Genomic DNA, 17,523 nt, shown 5'->3' on the forward strand with positions numbered 1-17,523 from the left:
GAAGGCGCCGGTGCAGATGGACGCGATCCGGGCGCCCCGGCGGGCGGCCCGCCGCACCGCGGCCAGCACGCGCGGATCGGCGTTCTCGCGGGCCCCGGTCCCGGTGACGACGACGGTCTGCGCGTCTTCGACGGCCGCGAGCCCGTGCCGCACCACGACGTCGAGGCCACCGGTGGCCTCGACGGTGCCGGGTACCGCGGTGCAGGTGGTCACCTGGTAGCCGGCGGTCCCGTCCACGGTGACCCCGCCGAACACCAGGTCCGGAATGGACAGTTCGAAGGTGCCGACGGGCGGTACGGCGACGACCGCGACCCGGTGGGGCCGGGCGGCGGCCCTCACGGCCGGCCTTCCAGCAGGGACTTCGCGCGTGCTTCGGGAACTCCCAACGTGAGCAGGCTCGTCATCGTCGCCGCGCGGACGCCGAGCGTTCCCCGTGCCAGGTCGTTGTCCGCGATGGCGAACACGGCGGCGAAGGCCACCGCGCTGAGCACGTCGGCGGGCAGATGGTGGCCGAACAGTTCGCCGTCCTGACCTCGTTTGACGAGATCGGCGAGCGTCTTCTCGACCGGGCCGAGGAGGGAGTGGATCTCCTCGCCGTACTCGCCGCGGCGGAGCACTACCAGCACGCGGTACCGGTCCGTCAACGGCCAGAGGCGGGCGATGAAGGCGGCCCACGCCTCGTCGGCCGCTTCGTGGGCGGCGGCGGTCTCGGCCAGTACGGCCGCGATCTCGCTCACGGCCCGGCGCGTGAGAGCCAGCACGAGGTCGGTTCGGGAGGGGAAGTGGCCGTAGACGGTCCGCCGGACCACGCCGGCGGCGGAGGCGATGGCACCCATGCCCGCCTCCGGGTTCTTCCCCAGGACCTCGAGCGCGACGTCGAGGATCCGCTCCCGCGTGTCCCTCATCCGGCACGCCCCAAGGTTTCCGTCCGCACCTCGCCATGATTGCACACCAGTGTGCAAGTCGCGTAATCTGCACACAGGTGTGCAATCGGTTGCCGCACCGTGCCCCGAGAGTTCAGGAGAACCGGACGATGACCGCATCGACCACCGCACCATCGGACCTCGTCCGCCCGTTCCGCGTCGAGCTCCCGGATTCCGAGATCGCGGACCTCAAGCAGCGGCTGGCCAGGACGCGCTGGCCGGATCCGGAGACCGTCCCCGACTGGTCGCAAGGCGTCCGGGTGGAGCACGCCAAGTCGCTCGTCGCCCACTGGGAGCGGGACTACGACTGGCGCCGGTTCGAGGCGGAACTCAACCGCTTCCCCCAGTTCCTGACCACGATCGACGGCCTGGACATCCACTTCGTCCACGTCAGGTCCGAGAACCCGGGCGCGATGCCCCTGATCCTGACCCACGGGTGGCCGGGTTCGATCGCCGAATTCCTGAAACTGATCGGCCCGCTCACCGACCCGGTCGCGTTCGGCGGCGACGTCGCGGATTCCTTCGACGTCGTCATCCCGTCCCTGCCCGGATTCGGGTTCTCCGGAAAGCCGGCCGAAACCGGCTGGACCGCGTCGCGCATCGCCACCGCGTGGGTGGAGCTGATGAGGCGTCTCGGTTACGGCGACTGGGCGGCTCACGGCGGCGACTGGGGTTCGGTCGTGACGACCACCCTCGGGGCCATGCGCCCCGAAGGCCTGCTCGGGATTCACGTGAACACGCCCTACGTCTTCCCCGCTCAACTACCCAGCACGCTGTCTGCTGACGAGCAATATGCCGTGGACGGCCTCGCCCACTACGCCGGCGACCTCGGTGGGTCGAACCACCTTCAGGGCACGAAGCCGGAGACCGTCGGATTCGCCCTGGCGGACTCGCCGGCCGGTCAGGCAGCCTGGATCTACGAAAAGTTCCAGTCCAAGACGGACAACGACGGGCTCGCCGAGGACGCTCTCGGCATCGACGACATGCTGGACGCGATTTCGCTCTACTGGTTCACCAACAGCGCCGCGTCGTCCGCCCGCATCTACTGGGAGAACCGGTCGGCCACCATGGCCGGCCCGAAGCTGACCCTGCCGGTCGCGGTGACCGTGTTCCCGCGGGACATTCCCCGCATACCGCGAAGCTGGATCGAAGACACCTACCACAACCTGATCCACTACGGCGAGGCCGAAAAGGGCGGACACTTCGCCGCGCTGGAGCAGCCCGAGATCCTGGTCAGGGAGATCCGCGCCGGGCTGAGGAGTCTTCGCCGCTAGCAGCTGTCGCGCTGACGTAGTGCAGGATCCCGAGCGTGCCCTCGTCGTCGACGGTGAAGCCCGTGTCCCGCACCAGGCCGACGAGCCGCCGATCCGGGGCGTCCAGCATCCGCGGGCCGGTCAGGGCGCCCACCAGCCTCCGCGCGACGCGGGACGTCGGCGGCCGGAAGTCCGCGAGCAGCAGCCGGCCGCCCGGGCGCAGAACCCGGCGCATCTCGCGCAGCGCGGCGGGCTGGTCGGTGTCCGGCACGTGGTGCAGCATCAGGCTGGACAGCACCACGTCGAACGCCGCGTCCTCGGCGGGGAGTGCTTGCGCTGTCCCGACTTCGAAGCGGCAGGACGGCGTGCCGACCGCGCCGCGCGCGTACTCGACCATCGACTCGGAGGCGTCGACACCGAGCACCGACCCGCCCGGTGCCACGGCCCGCGCCGCGATGCCGGCCAGGTAGCCGGTTCCGCAGCCGACGTCGAGCACGCGGTCGCCCGGCCGGGCGCCGGAGCGCCGCACCAGTTCGCGGTACCGGCGGCCGCGGGTCAGGAACCCGATCCTGCTGCCGAGCTCGTACAGCCTCGCCTGCGTGATCACCGCGCCATCGGCGCGCTCGCCACCGTGTCCCACCAGCAATCTGCCCAGTGCCATCCCCGGCTCCTCTGCTTAGTCGTGACTAAGTTATGCCGCTAACTTAGTCGCAACTAAGTTCGAGGGCAAGGGTGGTTACGATGGCCGGGTGACCCGCAGCCGGACGCGCATGACCGCCGAACAACGCCGTGAGACGATCCTCGCCGCGGCGACCGCGGCGTTCGCCGAGCACGGCTACCAGCGGACGAAGGCGTCCGAGATCGCCGCCCGGGTCGGCGTCAGCGAACCGGTGGTCTTCCAGAACTTCGGCTCGAAGGCCGGACTGTTCGCCGCGGTTCTCGACCAGGCCGCCGGCACCGCGGTCACCTTCCTCGCCGCGCTCGCGGCCGGGGACCGCGCTGTCCCGGACGTCCTGCGAGAACTGCTGGCGCCGGAGCACCTCGACGCGCTGCACGCGCCCGGGGCGCTCGGGGTCCTGTTCGTGGAGGGGACGGCCTCGGGCGCGGACCCGGTCGTCCACGAGACGGCGCGCACGGCGATCCGGCGCGTCGCCCGTGGTTTCGCCGACCTGCTGGACGCCGGGCGGCAGGCGGGCGACCTGCGCGGCGACCTCGACCCCGAGGTGGCCGCGTGGTCGCTGCTCTCGTTCGTCGCCGCACGCGGACTCCGCCACGCGGTCACCGGCGACCCGGACCTCGAGCGGCGCCTGGTCGACTCGGTGGTGGCACAGCTCCTGCCCTAACGAACACCGGAGAGCGCGGGCCCTTCAGGACCGCCGCTGGGTCGTGACGCCGCGGCGGATGTCACCCGGGAGCGGCCGGACCCGTTGCAGGTCGCGGCGGGTCGTCGAGTGCAGCTGCCAGGGCACGCTCGTCACCATCACCCCGGGCTCGAACAGCAGCCGTCCCTTCAGCCGCAGGGAACTTTGGTTGTGGAGGACGTTCTCCCACCAGCGGCCGACGACGTATTCGGGGATGTAGACGCACACGACGTCGCGGGGACTGTCGCGCCGGAGGTTCTTGACGTACTGGACGACCGGCCGGGTGATCTCGCGGTACGGGGACTCGATCACCTTGAGCGGGATCTTCATCCCGCGTTGTTCCCATTGGCGCCGCAGTTCGCGGGTGTCGGCGTCGTCGACGTTGACGGTGATGGCGCTCAACGTGTCCGGTCTGGTCGCGCGGGCGAACGCGATCGCGCGCTGGCTGGGTTTGTGCAATGTGGACACCAGCACGATCGCGTGGACGCGGCTGGGGAGCAGCTCGAACTCCTCGTCCGGCCGGAGTTCTTCCCGGACGTGGGTGTAGTGCCGGTGGATGGCGCGCATCAGCAGGTACAGCGCGGGGATGGCGATGACGACCAGGTAGGCGCCGTGGGTGAACTTGGTGATCAGCACGACCACGAGCACGATCGCGGTCAGGAGCGCGCCGACGGCGTTGATCAGCCGCGACCGGCGGATCGCGCCGCGTCCGGTGGTGGCGGTGGCCAGCTCCCGGTTCCAGTGCCGGACCATGCCGGCCTGGCACAGGGTGAACGAGGTGAACACGCCGAGGATGTAGAGCTGGATGAGCCGGGTGGTCGAGCCGTCGAAGGCGAAGATGAGGATCCCGGCGACCAGTGACAGGGCGATGATGCCGTTGGAGAAGGCGAGCCGGTCGCCGCGGGTGTGCAGCTGGCGGGGCAGGTAGCGGTCCTGCGCGAGGATCGAGGCCAGCAGCGGGAAGCCGTTGAACGCGGTGTTCGCGGCGAGGATGAGGATCAGCGCGGTGGCGGCCTGGAGGACGAAGAACAACACCGTCCGGTCGCCGCCGAACACCGCGGCGCCGATCTGGCTGATGACCGTGCGCTGGGGGTCGGTTTCGCAGTTGCCGGTGAAGCCGGTCAGGTCGCAGGTGTTCTCCGCGATGTGCACCTTGGTGATCAGGGCGAGCGCGGTGATCCCGCCGAACATCACGACGGCGGTGGTGCCCATGGCGGTCATCGTGCGGGCCGCGTTCAGCGCCTTCGGTTTCCGGAACGCCGGCACGCCGTTGGAGATCGCCTCGACACCGGTCAGCGCGGTGCAGCCGGAGGCGAACGACCGCAGCAGGAGGAAGACCAGCGCGAAACCGGTCAGGCCGACCTGTTCAGGACGAACTTCGTAACCCGCGCTCTCGGCCACCGGCGCGTGCCCGGCGAGGGTGCGGCCCAGCCCGACGACGACCAGCAGCAGCACCGAGGCGATGAACAGGTACGTCGGCGCGGCGAACGCCCGGCCGGACTCGCGGATGCCGCGCAGGTTCATCGCCATCAGCACGACGATGAAGCCGATGTTCAGCACGATCCGGTAGTCGTTGAGCTGCGGGACGGCCGAGATGATGTTGTCCACACCGGACGCGACCGAGACCGCGACCGTCATGATGTAGTCGACCATCAGGGCCCCGGCGACGACCAGGCCGGCGCGGCTGCCGAGGTTGCGCGAGGCGACTTCGTAAGAGCCGCCGCCGCTGGGGTAGGCCTTCACGACTTGCCGGTAGGAGATCACGACCACGGTGAGCAGCACGGCGACGCCCAGCCCGACCCACGGTGCGAGGGTGAAGTAGGCGAGGCCGCCGATCGAGAGGATCAGCAGGATCTCCTGCGTCGCGTAGGCGACCGAGGAGAGCGGGTCGCTGGCGAAGATGGGCAGCGCGAGCCACTTCGGCAGCAGGGTCTCGCCGAGGGTGTCGCTGCGGAACGGCCGGCCGACGACCAGCCGCTTCAGCCATGAGGTGGGTGCCGGCACGTACCGCAGCGTGCCCGCGGGCGGCCGCCACCGGCGTAGAGAAAACGTCAAGATCCCGGCGTCGGCGTAGGGAAAGCGTAAGTGTCTCCGGGGAGTTCGTCAGATTCCCGTCAACGGCACTGGTCTCGGCCGGGCGGAGAGCGGCTTGAAACCGGGCTGAAACTCCGGGCGCGCACCCTCGTGGCCGCCGAGGTCGCGGTGGACGAGAGGAGAACGTGACTACCCCGGCGATAGCGGCCAGCGGGCTGCGCAAGTCCTTCGGCGACCAGGTCGTGCTCGACGGCATCGACCTGCGGGTCACCGCGGGCACGATCTTCGCCCTGCTCGGACCGAACGGCGCGGGCAAGACGACCGCCGTGCGGATCCTGTCCACCCTGATCCGCGCCGACGGCGGACGGGCCTCGGTCGCGGGGCACGACGTGGCCGCCGAACCGGACGGGGTCCGCACGGCGATCGGCGTCACCGGGCAGTTTTCGGCGGTCGGCAACCTGGTGCTCGGCCAGGGTGAGCCGGTAACCGGACGGGGTGGCTTCGATGACGTCGTGGTCGAGCTGGGCTCGCGCACGGGAAGCCAGCACGTGCAGCGCCTTGGCGGGGTGTTCCGGTCGCTCGTCCGGCCAGAGCCCTTCGATCAGGCGAGCAGCCCGCCGAGGCGGGGGCTGGTGATTTCCCGGCCGCGGTAGGTCACCCGCGCGAGCAGGACCAGCTCGATCGTCGCCGCCCCAGGCTAGTGCGGGTGTGCCCGTGGCGGGCCCGGTCGGGTGGGCGCGTCGCGTAGGCTGATCGCGGCGCGCCGGGAAGTCTGGTCGGCATCCGGATTCGGATCGGAAGGACCAGCTGATGCGCGGGGTCGAAACCGTCCTGTTCCTCGTCGTCGTGGCGACCGTGGTGGCCACGTTCGCCCGGCGGTGGCGGGTCCCCGCGCCCTCGCTGCTGGTCGTCGTCGGGGTCGTCGTGGGGCTGCTGCCCGGTGTCCCGGTTGTCCAGGTGACGCCGGAGGTGATCAGCCTGGTCGTGCTGCCACCGCTGCTGTTCGCCGCCGGTGAGGAGCTGCCGTGGCGGGACCTGCGGGCCGTCGGCCGTCCGGTCGCGGTGCTGTCGGTCGGGCTGGTGCTGCTCTCGGCCGCGGCGGTGATCGGGATCGCGGTCGCGGTGACGCCGTTGCCCGTCGGGATGGCGTTCGTGCTCGGGGCGGTGCTGGCGAGCACGGACCCGGTCGCGGTGACCGCGTTGGCGCGGCGGCTCGCCCTGCCGCCGCGGGTGCAGGCGCTGATCCAGGCAGAAAGCCTGTTCAACGACGCGACCAGCCTGCTGCTGTTCCGGGTGGCGCTGTTCCTGGCCGTTGCGGGCGGAGCCGCGTCCTGGGGCCGGACGCTCGCGGAGTTCGGCGTGCTCGCGGGCGGCGGCGTGGCGGTCGGGGTGCTGACGGCGCTCGGCGCGTTCCTGATCCGGCGGCGCACCGAGGACCCGGTCCTGGAGACGGTCATCTCCCTGGTCACGCCGTACGCCGGGTACGTCGTCGCGGAGTCCTTCGGCGGCTCGGGCGTGACGGCGGTCGTGGTGGCGAGCGTGATCCTCGGGACCCAGGCCGAGCGGCTGACGACCGCGCGGATCCGGCTGCAGGTCGGCGCGGTCTACCAGACGGTCGTGTTCCTGCTGGAGAGCGTTGTGTTCGGCCTGATCGGGCTCCAGCTCCCGGCACTGGTGCGGCGGGTGGCCGGCGGCGGCGCGTGGTGGCTGCTGCAGGCGCTGGCCATCGCGGCGACGCTGGTGCTCGCGCGGCTGCTGCTGGTGTTCGTGCTGTCGGCGCTGCGGCAGCGGCGGGTGGAGGGCCGGATCTCCTGGCAGGTACCCGCGGTCGTTTCGTGGGCGGGCGCGCGCGGTGTGGTGCCGCTGGCGGCGGCGCTGTCGCTGCCGGTGGCCACTTTGGACGGTTCCGAGCTGCCCGCGCGCGACCTCGTCCTGCTGCTCACGACCGCGGTGATCGTGCTGACGCTCGTGGTCCAGGGCTTCACGCTCGCCCCGCTGGTCCGCCGCGCGGGGATCGCCCTCGACCCCGCCGACCTGCGCACCGAGTACGGCACCGCGCGCCGCAAGCTCGCGGAAGCCGGTCTTTCCCACCTGGATCACCTGGCCGAGACCGAGTCGGCGCCCGCGTTCGTGGTCGACCAGCTGCGCGCGGGCTGGCAGGCGCGGCTCGAGCACATCCGCGGCGACACCGGCGAGGAGGCGGCGGACTGGGTGCGCGGAATCGACTACCGCGCCCTGCGGCGGGAGCTGATCGACGTCGAAGCGGCCGAGCTGACGCGCCTGTTCGAGGCGGGCGAGGTCACCGACGGCACCCGCCGGCGCATCCAGCGGCTGCTGGACCTGGAGTACGCGGGGCTGGAGGACTGAGCGGGTCATGGTCGATACCGACGACGGGGGCAAGCGGCCGGTCGAGTTGTGGACCGTGGCTCAGGCCGGATCGGCCGCGGCAGCCAGCAGCCGGGCGAGTTCGGCCGGCCGGGTGTGCATGGGCCAGTGGCCGGAGTCGAGGTCGGCGAAGTCGAGGTGCTTGACCCGCGCGAGCTCGGGCACGTCACCGGCGCTGATCCACTCCTTGGCCTCGGCCGGGGTGAACTCCGGGCACACCACGAGGACCGGCACGTCGAACCGTCGCTCGTCGCTCAGCCGCACGATGCCGGTGGCCACGCCCCCGGGAACGGGGATCGCGGCGGCGGCGAAGGCGCTCTTGGCCTGCTCGTCGAGGTCGGCCGAGTCCGGTCCCTCGAACGGGCCCCAGCCGGGGAAGGGCATGACGCCGTCCCGGAGCTCGAAGAAGCCGGCGTAGGGCTTCCCGTCTTCGGCCGGGAAGCCGCCGACGAGGACGGCCTTGGCGATCTTGTCCGGACGCGCGTCCGCGGCCAGCCAGGCCAGGGTGGCCGCGGCGGAGTGCCCGACCACCACGGGCTTGCCGTCGGCCGCGTCCACGGCGTCGAGCACGGCCGCCAACTGGTCCTCGAGCGTGGCGTCGGCGGATCCGTCGCCCTGGCCGGGCAGGGTCAGCGGCACGGGGCGATGGCCGTGCGACCGGAGCGCGGCCGCGACGTCGTCCCAGGCGGAACCGTCGAGCCACAGTCCGGCGATGAGCAGGATGTCCATGATCAGGTCTCTTTCTCGTGCGGTCGGCGTTCACGCTAGAGCCCATTCCGGACGATCGGCTTCCGGGTCACGGGGTGATCGCCTAGCCTGCCGGGGTGCCGAGTGATCTCAGCCCCACCGCCCGGGCGCTGCGCGCGCTGGAGCTCCTCCAGACGCGCCCCGGCACGACGGCCGGCCAGCTCGCCGAGAGACTGGGCGTCACCGAGCGGGCCGCCCGCCGCTACGTCGGGATCCTCCGGGAGGCCGGCATCCAGGTGGAATCGGCCCGCGGGCCGCACGGCGGGTACCGGCTCCGGCGGGGAACGCGGTTGCCGCCGATCGTGTTCACCCAGGCCGAGGCGCTGGGGCTGGTCATGGCGGTGCTCGACGGCCAGCCGGCCGCCACCGAAGCCGGCGACCCGGTCGGCGCGGCCCTCGCCAAGGTCATCCAGGCACTGCCCGAGAACGTCGGCCGGCAGGCGGCCGCCCTGCGCGAGCACGCCTCGGCCGCGCCCGACCGCTATTCGGCCCGCCCGGATCCGGCCAGGACCAGCGCCCTCGTCGCCGCCGTCGCCACCCGGCGACGGGTGCTGATCACCTACCGGACCGAGACCGGCACCGAGTGGGACGCCGAGGTGGACCCCTGGGCGGTCGTGGTCCGCCACGGGCGGTGGTACCTGCTGTGCCATTCCCACCGCGCGGACGCGGTCCGCACCTACCGGGTCGACCGGGTCCACGCGGTCGCGCACACCGCGCACGAGTTCGAGCCACCCGCCGGCCTCGACCCGGTCGCCGCGCTGGAGGAGAACCTCGGCACGGGGTGGGAGTTCCCCACCCGCGTGGTGTTCGACGCCCCGCTCGCCGAGGTGGCGCCGTGGATCCGGCCGCCCATGGGACGGCTCCGGCCGGCGGGGAACGGGTGCGTACTCGTCGGCAGTACGAGCAATCCCGCGATGTACGCGCAGGAGTGGTTGTCGACCATCCCGTTCGCCTTCCACGTCGAGGGCGGGGACGAGCTACGGGCCGCGGTCGCGGAGGTCGCTGCGCGCTTTGCCGCGGCTTCGGCGCCGGCACCCGGCGCGCCTCGCGACAGCTAGTTTTGCGGTCATGCATCGAAGCCGGCTGGCGGCTGCCGCAGCGGATTTCTGGTCTGACGCACCTGGGGTGTCGACCCATCCGGCACCCGCCGCGCTACCACGTCGACATCGAGACCGACGATCTCGAGGCGGAGGTCGCCCGGCTCACGGCGCTAGGCGCGGAACCCGTGTCGCAATGGAAAGAGGCCAATACCTGGCCGTGAGGCGTGATACGCCAACATCTCCCACAGTCCATGCAGCTCGACCCGCATGGGCTGTGGGAGATGCCTCCGGAGTCACGGCCGCAGCCAGGGACCTGACATCGCGGTGAGGAGGCTGTGCTGCGGGTCGTCCGCGCCGAGCTCCCACATCATCATGCCCGCCAACCGGTTGCGCCTCGCGAACAGCGAGCGGTCCTGGATCGAACGCGGGTTCTCGTAGCTGACCCAGATCTTCTTGTCCGGGTTCCACAGGTACGGCGAGCGCACGACCGGGTCCCAGCCCTTCCGGAAGCCCGCGTCGCCGGCCCACTCCTGGCCCATGAGGACCTTGTAGTCGAGGAACTGCATGGCCGTGTACGGCTGGTACAGCCCGTCGTTCGCGGTCGAGGTGACGGTGAACGCGCGACCGTAGAAGGGAACGCCGAGGACGATCTTCTCGCGGGGCACGCCGTGGTCCGTCATGTACTTCAGCGCGCCGACGTTGTTGTTGTACTCGTCGTTCGGATCGCCGGGGCGTTTCACGAGCGGGTCGTTGAAGCAGGAGAACTTCGAGTAGCCCGTGCAGAAGTCGTAGGTCATCAGGTTGAAGACGTCGACGAGCCTGCCGACGGCCGCCAGGTCGAAGCTCTTCGCCGCGTCGTAGGGCGCGCCGCCGGTTCCGGTGCCGTCGTCCTGGACGCGGCCCGCCGGGATGTCGGCGGAGAGCTTCATCGCACGCGCGGGCCTGCCGTGTGCGCGGGCGTACTGCTGCAGCTGTGCCCGGAACTCCTTGAGCAGCAAGGTGAAGTTCGTGCGGTCGGCGGGTGAGGAGCCGATGCTGGGCAGGCCGCCGGAGACCGGGAACTCCCAGTCGACGTCGAAGCCGTCGACCAGGCCGGCGGGGAACGCGCCGAGCCATCGGTCCACACAGGACTTGACGAAGGCGGTGCGGGACTGCGCGGTCGCGGCGCCCGCGCTGAAGCCCGGTGCCGCCCAGCCGCCGATGGAGATCACCACGGTGAGGTCGGGGTGGGCCTTTTTCACCGCCGCGAGGCTGACGATGTCCGCCCGCTGCTTGGCATCGGGTGTGCTGCACTGGCCGCCGGCGGGGGAAGCGAACCAGTAGCTGATCGTGTTGAGCATTTCCCACGGCACCTGGTCCGCGGACGGCGTGCCACCCCAGAACGCCTCGAGGACCGGCCGGTCCGGCGCCGGGACGCCGTCCGCTTCCGCCGCGCCGGAAGCGGGGACGGTGGGAAGCAGTGCCAGCGCCGCGGCGATGCAGAGCCCGAGTCGTAGTGCTGCTCTCTTCGGTCGCATGGAAGTCCCTTTCCTATTCGGAGGTCGGTTCATCGGCACTTCGCAGATCCCTGATCGAGCGGACCGCGAGGAGCACCAGGGTGCAGGCGAAGCCGAGCACGGTCGCGAGGATCATCAGCGGACGCGCGCCCAGCAGGCTCGCCATCGGACCGGCGAGTGACCGGCCGAACACCAGCGACAGCAGGGAACCGGAGACGTCGTAGGCGTAGACCCGGTTCAGCAGCTCCGCGGGAATCTGGGTCTGGACGGTCGTGGACCAGAGGACACCCCAGTAGGCGAGGCCGAAACCGGCCAGTGTCCAGCCGACGATGAGCATGGCCACCGACAGGCCGACGGCGGGCGTGATCGGGTAGAGCGCGAACAGCGCCCATCCGATGGCCCCCGACCGCAACGGGCGGCTCGGCCGGACCTTCATGGCGAGGGCACCGCCGACGACCCCGCCCGCGCCGAAGGCGGCCATCCCGATGCCCAGCGCGGTCGAGCCGTAGTCCGACGTCACCAGGTCCGCGCCGACCGGCAGCGAAACGCCCGCCACGAAACAGCCGAACACCAGGTGGATCACGATCACGCCCCAGAGCCAGCGGCGTGCGGCGAACTCCCGCCATCCTTCGACGAGCTGGCGCCAGAACGTCGGTTCGCTGCTCTCCGCGGCCTCGGCCGGGGAGAGCCGCAGTGCGAACAGGCAGATCGCGCTGACGCCGTACGTGGCCGCGTAGATCCCGAACACGGTGCCCGCACCGGCGACGCTGACCAGCACGCCCGCGAGCGCGGGGCCGAGCACCCCCGAGATCGCCTCGGAAATCCGCAGGATGCCGTTCGCGCCCTGCACGTCGTCCGAGACCTGCGGGACCATGCTGGCGACGCCGGGCTGGAACAGCGAGGTGGCGGCGCCGCTGAGGAACTGCAGGACGATGATCGCCGTCAGCGACGGTGTGCCCAGCGCGAAGGCGACCGCCATGGCGCTCTGGACGACCAGCCGGACCAGGTCCGCGATGATCATCATCCGGCGCGGGGTGAAGCGGTCGGCGAGCACCCCGCCGAACAGCATGAACAGCGCGAGCGCGCCCATCCACGCGCCGAGGGAGTAGCCGACGCCGTCGATCCCGTACCCCGCCGCCAGCACGCCGATCGAGAGCGCGACGGGCAGCATCGCGTCGCCGAGCATCGACGCGCTGCGCGCGGTGAGGTAGAGCTTGAAGTTGCCGGACCACAGCCGTCGCGCGGCCGGTTTCCCTTCTCCGGTCAGGGTTTCCGTGTCGTGGCTCATTCCGGTACCTTCCGTCCGGTCGACGTTTCGACGGTCAGGGCCGCCCAGGCGCTCGCGTCGAGTGGATCGGCGGGCGGCTCGGCGCAGACCACGTAGCGGTGCGGGCTCAGCGCCGTGGGCCGGCCCGGCAAGGCGGCGAGGATCTCGGTGTGCAGTTCCGGAGGCCGCGCCGGGCCGGTCAGGTAGCACACGAGCCGGTGGCCCAGCCGCTCGTCCGGTTCGGCCGACACCAGGTGGGGCCGGTCACCGAGCACGCCGGCGACCAGCTCCCGCACGGCGGCCAGTTCGACCCAGCACGAATCCGAGAGATACCAGCCGTCTCCGCGTTCGACGGGCGCGAGCGTGGTGAGGGAATGCAGTTCCTTCAACGGCAGATCACCTTCCGCCGCCGCGCGCAGCAGCGACAGCAGGCCGCGCCCGAACTCGGTCACCTGGGCGGTGTCGAGACAGTCGGGGTCGACCCACAGCGTCAGGTCCAGTTCCGTGTCGAGGCGGTACAGGCAGCCGAAGAACCGGCACGGGATGTCCTCCTCCGGCAGCACTTCGAGCTTGCCGCCGGTCTCCGGATCGTCCTCGACGTCCGGTCCGCCCGGGAGCCACACCGACGGAAGCCTGCTGTACGCCGCGCGGGGCGGGGAGCCGACCGCGGTGTCGCCCAGCGCGCTCATGTCGTTGAACACGAGGTCCCGCGCGAACGAGAAGCCGCGTTCCTCGGTGATCCGCGTGATCACTTCCCAGATGGCGTCCGCGTCGAACCAGCTGTGCCGGTACGCCGGCATGGATGCGGCGCGGACGGCGTGCACCAGCTCGTCGAACGTGTCCGGGACGTCCACCGGGAGCAGTGCGTCCTGTGCCATCGAACCGAAGAAGCGGCGCAGCTGCCGGAGAACCCGGTTGCCGGACAAGGACGTCGTCACGCAGGTGGACTGTGCGGTCCGGTGGGTGATCAGCGCGGTGAGCGCGGCGAGCGCGATGGCCGACGGGCTCGCGCTGGTCCGTTCGGCGATGGCCGCCACGTGCTCCATCGCGGCCCGCGACCGGATGCGCAACCCCGGCCGGAGGAAGCCGGACCTGGTGGTGGGCAACGGAAACATCGCCTGGGGGACGGTGCGCAGCTTGGTCTCCCAGTACCGCGTGGCCGCCTGACCGAGCCGCTGGACGGCCGGGGTCTGCTCGAGTTCGACCAGGTCGAGCGGCTGCGGCGAGTCATCCGCGGGAAGTTCCCGCCCCGCGCTCAGTTCCAGCCATTCCCCGAGCAGGAGTTCGCAGGCGGCGACGTCCATCGCGGCATGGCTTACCACCCAGACCAGCTGGCGCGGAACGTCGTTTTCGGTGACCACCGCGAGGTGCACCGGCAGCTCCGAGGTCAGGTCGAAGACGCGGGACCGCAGGGCGCGTGCGGTGCGCTCGGCCGTCTCGAGCGGTTCCCCGCCGCCGTCGACGACGTCCACCGCGAGCTCGCCTTCGCCCCGTACGTGCTGAAGTGTCGTCTCCCCGAACGAATAGGTCGTCCGGAGTGACTCGTGGCGTTCGAGCAGCACCCGGATCCAGGCGGAGACCTGCGCCGTCGGCGAACCGGGGATGGGGAGCACCATCGCGAGGTTGAGCCGCGTGGGGTCGTCGTCGAGGGTGATGGCGCGGACGATGTTCGCGTGGCCGTGGGCCAGCGGGCCGGAGCGCTCCGCTTTGCCGCTGAACGGGACCTGGAACCGGGTCATTTCGTCACCTCGTGGATCGGCCGGGGCAGGGGATCGGCGGTGGTTTCGAACTGGCAGAAGGCGATGGTCGCGTCGTCGTGGTGCTTCCCGTCGAAGCGGCCGGGTGCGGTCCGCCGTTCGGCGCGGCGGGTTTCGGCGATCACGGCGGCCGGTCCGTCGAGTTCGGCGATGTCGAGGAGCTGGCTCCACGTCCAGCCGTAGCGCTCGACGAGCCGGTAGGCGCCGTCGGTCAGGAGTGCGGCACGGCGCAGCCGCGAGATCTCGACGGTGCCGGTGAGGGCGTGGTCGGCGGCGGCCGGATCACTGCCCGCGACCCAGAAGCCGCCTGGCGCGTTGCGCAACGGCCGGACCTCCTGCCAGGACAGGTGGAGCAGCTCGCCGATCCGGTCGTCGATGACGGACTCGACGCGGCCGTCGAGGTACTCGAAGGTGACGGCCGAATCGCTGAGCACGAGGTAGTCGGCCAGCCCGTCCCGCTCACGCAGGATCGCCACGGTGGCTGTCGGGCCGCAGGGATTGCCCAGATCGCAGGTGCCGCCGTGTGCTTCGCGAACCGACTCGATGGCGGCGCGGAGAACGACACGCAGGTCTTCGCCCGGACGCTGGACGAGGATCCGGTCCAACGCGGAGCCGAGCCGGGCCACCAGCCAGCGGACGCTGTGCACGCAACCGGTCTCCGCGCCGGGCTCGGCTGTCGCTCCGTCGATGACGAGCGCGTGGTGCGCGCCGGAAAGCGCCAGGTCTTCGTTGACCAGGCCGTTGCCGGAGCGGGAAAGGCGGTCGACTTTCATGCTTCTTCCTTCTCGTAGGCGAGCCACTGGGCCAGTGCGCGGATGCCGTGGTCGAGGTCCGTCGCCGGTTCGTCGGCGACGACGGGCGGGTCGGCGGGGCCGGGCGCCGGTGGCGGCCAGGTGACCGGCACGGGCCGGACGGCGCGGGCGACGGCGTCGACCAGCTCCCTGCTGGTCAGCGGCACCGGCGTCGCGACGGTCCGCTGTGGCGCCGGCTGGTGCAGCAAGTGGTGCACTGCCAGCGCGATATCGCGGATGTAGGCAAGCCGGTGGGTCGCCTCCGCCGGTACGTCCGACTCGATCGGCTGAGCCAGCAGGGCCTGCCGGACGAAGGACTCGACCGTCGAATAGCCTTCGATGCCCGGCCCGTACGGTGAACCGGTCCGCAGGACACTGATTCCCGGCGCGGCGGCGGGGACGGGTGCGCCGGGCGGGCAGACCCAGACGACGTGCCGGGCCGCCACGGACGGAATCGTGGCACCGGGTTCGGCCACGTGGATCACCGCGTCGACGGCGGGGTGTTCGCCGTCCATTGTGGATACCTGGTAGCCGCGATCGGCGAGGTGGCGGCCGATCTCGCGGCCGAGGGGGCGGTGCGCGCTGGTGACGAGGATCCGTTCCCGTCGCCGGGTGGGCGAGCGGCGGGCCCGCATGCCCGCTTCGTAGCCCAGCTCGGCCAAGCCGGACAGGGCCGGGCGCAGTTCCTGGAGTGTGGACGCGCCGACCGTGGTGCACAGCCCGCCCGGCCCGATCGTGCTCAGCGCGAGCGTGCCCGCCTGATCGCGAGGATGACCGCGGTCGAGCACGCCGAGGAGGTACGCGGTCGTCCACAGCCCTTCGACGGCGTCCTCGCCGAGGCGCTGGTCCAGATCCGCGAGGGCGTCCGAGGCAGACCCGGTCACTTCGAGCCGAAGTTTCTGGCACGCGTCGAAATCGAGGCCCGCGCGGCCGAAGTACCGCTCGGCTTCGACGGTCGTCCGCCGGCCACCGGAGCGCACGACGCACTGGGCGAGGTTGTGCTTGAAGAACGGGATCACGTCGGGGTCGAGCGGCCCCGAGCCGAGCGACCACTCGCCGTCGGGCGGCGCGGCGAAGCACGCCGAGCGCCGGGACCCGTGCGAGTCGTTGCGCAGCAGGCTGGGTTCGTCCGCGTGCTCGACGAGGTTCGGCGCGACCAGGAGGACGGGCACCCCGGCGGCCCGCAGGTACCGCGCCATGACGACGTCGTCGGGCCAGGTGGAACCGTGCGCGACGGCGAACTCCGCGAAACCGGCGGCGATCTCCGCCGGCAGCGCCAGTGCGACGGTGGGGGTGTACTCCTGGGTCGCGGCGGCCCATCTCCGGCCGGCCAGCGCGGCGAGCCGGACGGCGGCGCCGTTGCGGGAATTCCAGTTGGTGTAGAAGGCGATTCCGGCGTGGGGCGCGGCCGCGACGGCCGCGCGGGCGTGGTCGAAGAAGCCCTCGACCGGGAGCGCGTCGTCCTGGAGCACCAGGTGGTGGGTCGCGCCTTCGGCGATCGCCGACCAGGCCCGGATGGCGGTGCGCAACGCGGTCGGCGGTCCGGCCGGATCCGGATCGGCGACCCGCCGCAGCGTTCCCTCGGGTGCCGCGGCCAGCAGACGGCGGGAGAGCCCGGGCCGTCGTGGGTGGGTCATCACGGCGCCGGTGAGCAGAATGCCGTGGCTGGAAGTCGGAGTGGTCGCTTGGGTCACGTCGCAGCAGCCCCTTGGATAAGGCAAATGGTCCAATCAGAACCTGAATTCGAGATGATCCGAAAGGGAATCTAGGCGCCCCGCTGCGAACGTCACCAGGATTTGGCCGAAAGCGGACTCCGAACCGGCGGCGAGCAGGCACGCGGGCACTCCACGACTCGACGATCCACAAAGGACAGACGGATTGACCGGATCAGGACAGCGTTCAGTCGAGCGCGGTGCCGGGAAGCCAGCCGAATTCGGCGGCCCGGAAGCCGAGTTCGAACCGGCTTCGCGCCCCGACGCGGGCCATGAGGACGTTCACGTACCGGCGAACGGTCCTGGCGGAGACCCCGAGCCGGTTCGCGACCGCGTCGTCGGTCATCCCGCCGACCAGGCAGCCGAGGATCGACTGTTCGAATGCGTCCGGCCGGGCCGAAGTCAGCTCCCAGGGAGTCGCCTCGTCCCAGCGCGGGTCGAAGGATTCGGCGAGCGCGGAGATCAACGTCGGAGTGGTCACTACGAGCAATCCCTTGGCGCCGTTGACATCACCCGAAGGAACCAGTGCGAGCCTTCGGTCGATCAGCAGGGAGGTTTCGATCTTCCGGTCGGTGACTTTGACCCGGAGACCCTGCCGCACCGCGTCGGTGATCCCACTGTGGTCGTCCTCGGCGGGGGGCACGCACAACAGCCGCACGTGCACGTGTGGTCCGATGGCGCCGCGGCGCGCCGCTTCGGTCACCGCCCCGCCGAACCACAGTGCGTCGCCCGTCGAGGTGGACAGCACTTCCTTCCT

16 protein-coding genes and 1 pseudogene are annotated in these 17,523 nt (G+C 71.3%); 6 read left to right on the forward strand and 11 right to left on the reverse strand.

Annotation, left to right across the window (positions count from 1 at the left end; all coding sequences use genetic code 11):
- Both G3I65_RS07950 and G3I65_RS07955 read right to left on the reverse strand, forming a co-directional pair.
- The coding region (locus G3I65_RS07950; RefSeq protein WP_203612316.1) for a DJ-1/PfpI family protein at window positions 1-339 on the reverse strand (339 nt) is incomplete at its 3' end.
- Entirely contained in the window at window positions 336-905 is a 570-nt protein-coding gene (locus G3I65_RS07955; protein ID WP_160695510.1) for a TetR/AcrR family transcriptional regulator, read from the reverse strand. The genes G3I65_RS07950 and G3I65_RS07955, both read right to left, overlap by 4 nt.
- A gap of 128 nt (window positions 906-1,033) precedes the next feature.
- Between G3I65_RS07955 and G3I65_RS07960 the strand changes: the two genes are divergently transcribed.
- A complete protein-coding gene (locus tag G3I65_RS07960; RefSeq protein WP_160695511.1) occupies window positions 1,034-2,197 on the forward strand; it encodes an epoxide hydrolase family protein in 1,164 nt (387 codons plus the stop codon).
- Here the strand turns inward: G3I65_RS07960 and G3I65_RS07965 are convergent.
- The gene (locus tag G3I65_RS07965; protein ID WP_160695512.1) at window positions 2,157-2,837 is read right to left on the reverse strand and encodes a class I SAM-dependent methyltransferase; all 681 of its coding nucleotides are present in this window, start codon (window positions 2,835-2,837) and stop codon (window positions 2,157-2,159) included. The two genes, G3I65_RS07960 and G3I65_RS07965, sit on opposite strands and share 41 nt — an antisense overlap.
- A gap of 88 nt (window positions 2,838-2,925) precedes the next feature.
- Here G3I65_RS07965 and G3I65_RS07970 point away from each other — a divergent pair, with 88 nt between their 5' ends.
- Complete coding sequence (locus tag G3I65_RS07970; protein WP_160695513.1) at window positions 2,926-3,519, forward strand: TetR/AcrR family transcriptional regulator; 594 nt, start codon at window positions 2,926-2,928, stop codon at window positions 3,517-3,519.
- 24 nt (window positions 3,520-3,543) lie between these two features.
- On the opposite strand, the gene G3I65_RS07975 is transcribed toward G3I65_RS07970, so the two are convergent.
- Complete coding sequence (locus tag G3I65_RS07975; protein WP_160695514.1) at window positions 3,544-5,541, reverse strand: APC family permease; 1,998 nt, start codon at window positions 5,539-5,541, stop codon at window positions 3,544-3,546.
- Between the two features lie 215 nt (window positions 5,542-5,756).
- Here G3I65_RS07975 and G3I65_RS07980 point away from each other — a divergent pair.
- Both G3I65_RS07980 and G3I65_RS07985 read left to right on the forward strand, forming a co-directional pair.
- Window positions 5,757-6,044: pseudogene (locus G3I65_RS07980) on the forward strand (ATP-binding cassette domain-containing protein); the annotation flags it as partial.
- A gap of 337 nt (window positions 6,045-6,381) precedes the next feature.
- Window positions 6,382-7,938 (forward strand): Na+/H+ antiporter, encoded by a 1,557-nt coding sequence (locus tag G3I65_RS07985; RefSeq protein ID WP_160695515.1) that lies wholly within the window; start codon window positions 6,382-6,384, stop codon window positions 7,936-7,938.
- 60 nt (window positions 7,939-7,998) lie between these two features.
- Here G3I65_RS07985 and G3I65_RS07990 read toward each other — a convergent pair whose 3' ends face one another.
- Window positions 7,999-8,685 (reverse strand): alpha/beta fold hydrolase, encoded by a 687-nt coding sequence (locus tag G3I65_RS07990; protein ID WP_160695516.1) that lies wholly within the window; start codon window positions 8,683-8,685, stop codon window positions 7,999-8,001.
- A gap of 95 nt (window positions 8,686-8,780) precedes the next feature.
- On the opposite strand from G3I65_RS07990, the gene G3I65_RS07995 reads away from it, so the two are divergent.
- Window positions 8,781-9,761: a YafY family protein gene (locus G3I65_RS07995; protein ID WP_160695517.1), complete on the forward strand. Its 981-nt coding sequence runs from the start codon at window positions 8,781-8,783 to the stop codon at window positions 9,759-9,761.
- 2 nt (window positions 9,762-9,763) lie between these two features.
- Entirely contained in the window at window positions 9,764-9,964 is a 201-nt protein-coding gene (locus G3I65_RS08000; protein WP_160695518.1) for a VOC family protein, read from the forward strand.
- A 72-nt stretch (window positions 9,965-10,036) separates the two neighbouring features.
- On the opposite strand, the gene G3I65_RS08005 is transcribed toward G3I65_RS08000, so the two are convergent.
- The 6 genes from G3I65_RS08005 to G3I65_RS57105 form a co-directional block, all read right to left on the reverse strand.
- Window positions 10,037-11,260 carry a glycoside hydrolase family 18 protein gene (locus G3I65_RS08005; protein ID WP_160695519.1) on the reverse strand — a complete coding sequence of 408 codons (1,224 nt, stop codon included), beginning with the start codon at window positions 11,258-11,260 and terminating at the stop codon, window positions 10,037-10,039.
- Between the two features lie 13 nt (window positions 11,261-11,273).
- Window positions 11,274-12,527, reverse strand: a complete 1,254-nt coding sequence (locus G3I65_RS08010; RefSeq protein WP_160695520.1) for an MFS transporter — start codon at window positions 12,525-12,527, stop codon at window positions 11,274-11,276.
- Complete coding sequence (locus G3I65_RS08015; RefSeq protein ID WP_160695521.1) at window positions 12,524-14,245, reverse strand: condensation domain-containing protein; 1,722 nt, start codon at window positions 14,243-14,245, stop codon at window positions 12,524-12,526. The genes G3I65_RS08010 and G3I65_RS08015 overlap by 4 nt, the downstream gene beginning before the upstream one ends.
- Window positions 14,242-15,036 carry a protein phosphatase 2C domain-containing protein gene (locus G3I65_RS08020; protein WP_160695522.1) on the reverse strand — a complete coding sequence of 265 codons (795 nt, stop codon included), beginning with the start codon at window positions 15,034-15,036 and terminating at the stop codon, window positions 14,242-14,244. Before G3I65_RS08020 ends, G3I65_RS08015 begins: the two co-directional genes overlap by 4 nt.
- Entirely contained in the window at window positions 15,033-16,748 is a 1,716-nt protein-coding gene (locus G3I65_RS08025; RefSeq protein ID WP_160695523.1) for an NAD(P)-dependent oxidoreductase, read from the reverse strand. Before G3I65_RS08025 ends, G3I65_RS08020 begins: the two co-directional genes overlap by 4 nt.
- Before the next feature lie 205 nt (window positions 16,749-16,953).
- Entirely contained in the window at window positions 16,954-17,514 is a 561-nt protein-coding gene (locus G3I65_RS57105; RefSeq protein WP_309235330.1) for a helix-turn-helix transcriptional regulator, read from the reverse strand.
- Between the last annotated feature and the right edge of the window lie 9 nt (window positions 17,515-17,523).

Origin of the sequence: Amycolatopsis sp. SID8362 (assembly GCF_010550475.1) — a bacterium.
Lineage (GTDB): Bacteria > Actinomycetota > Actinomycetes > Mycobacteriales > Pseudonocardiaceae > Amycolatopsis > Amycolatopsis eburnea.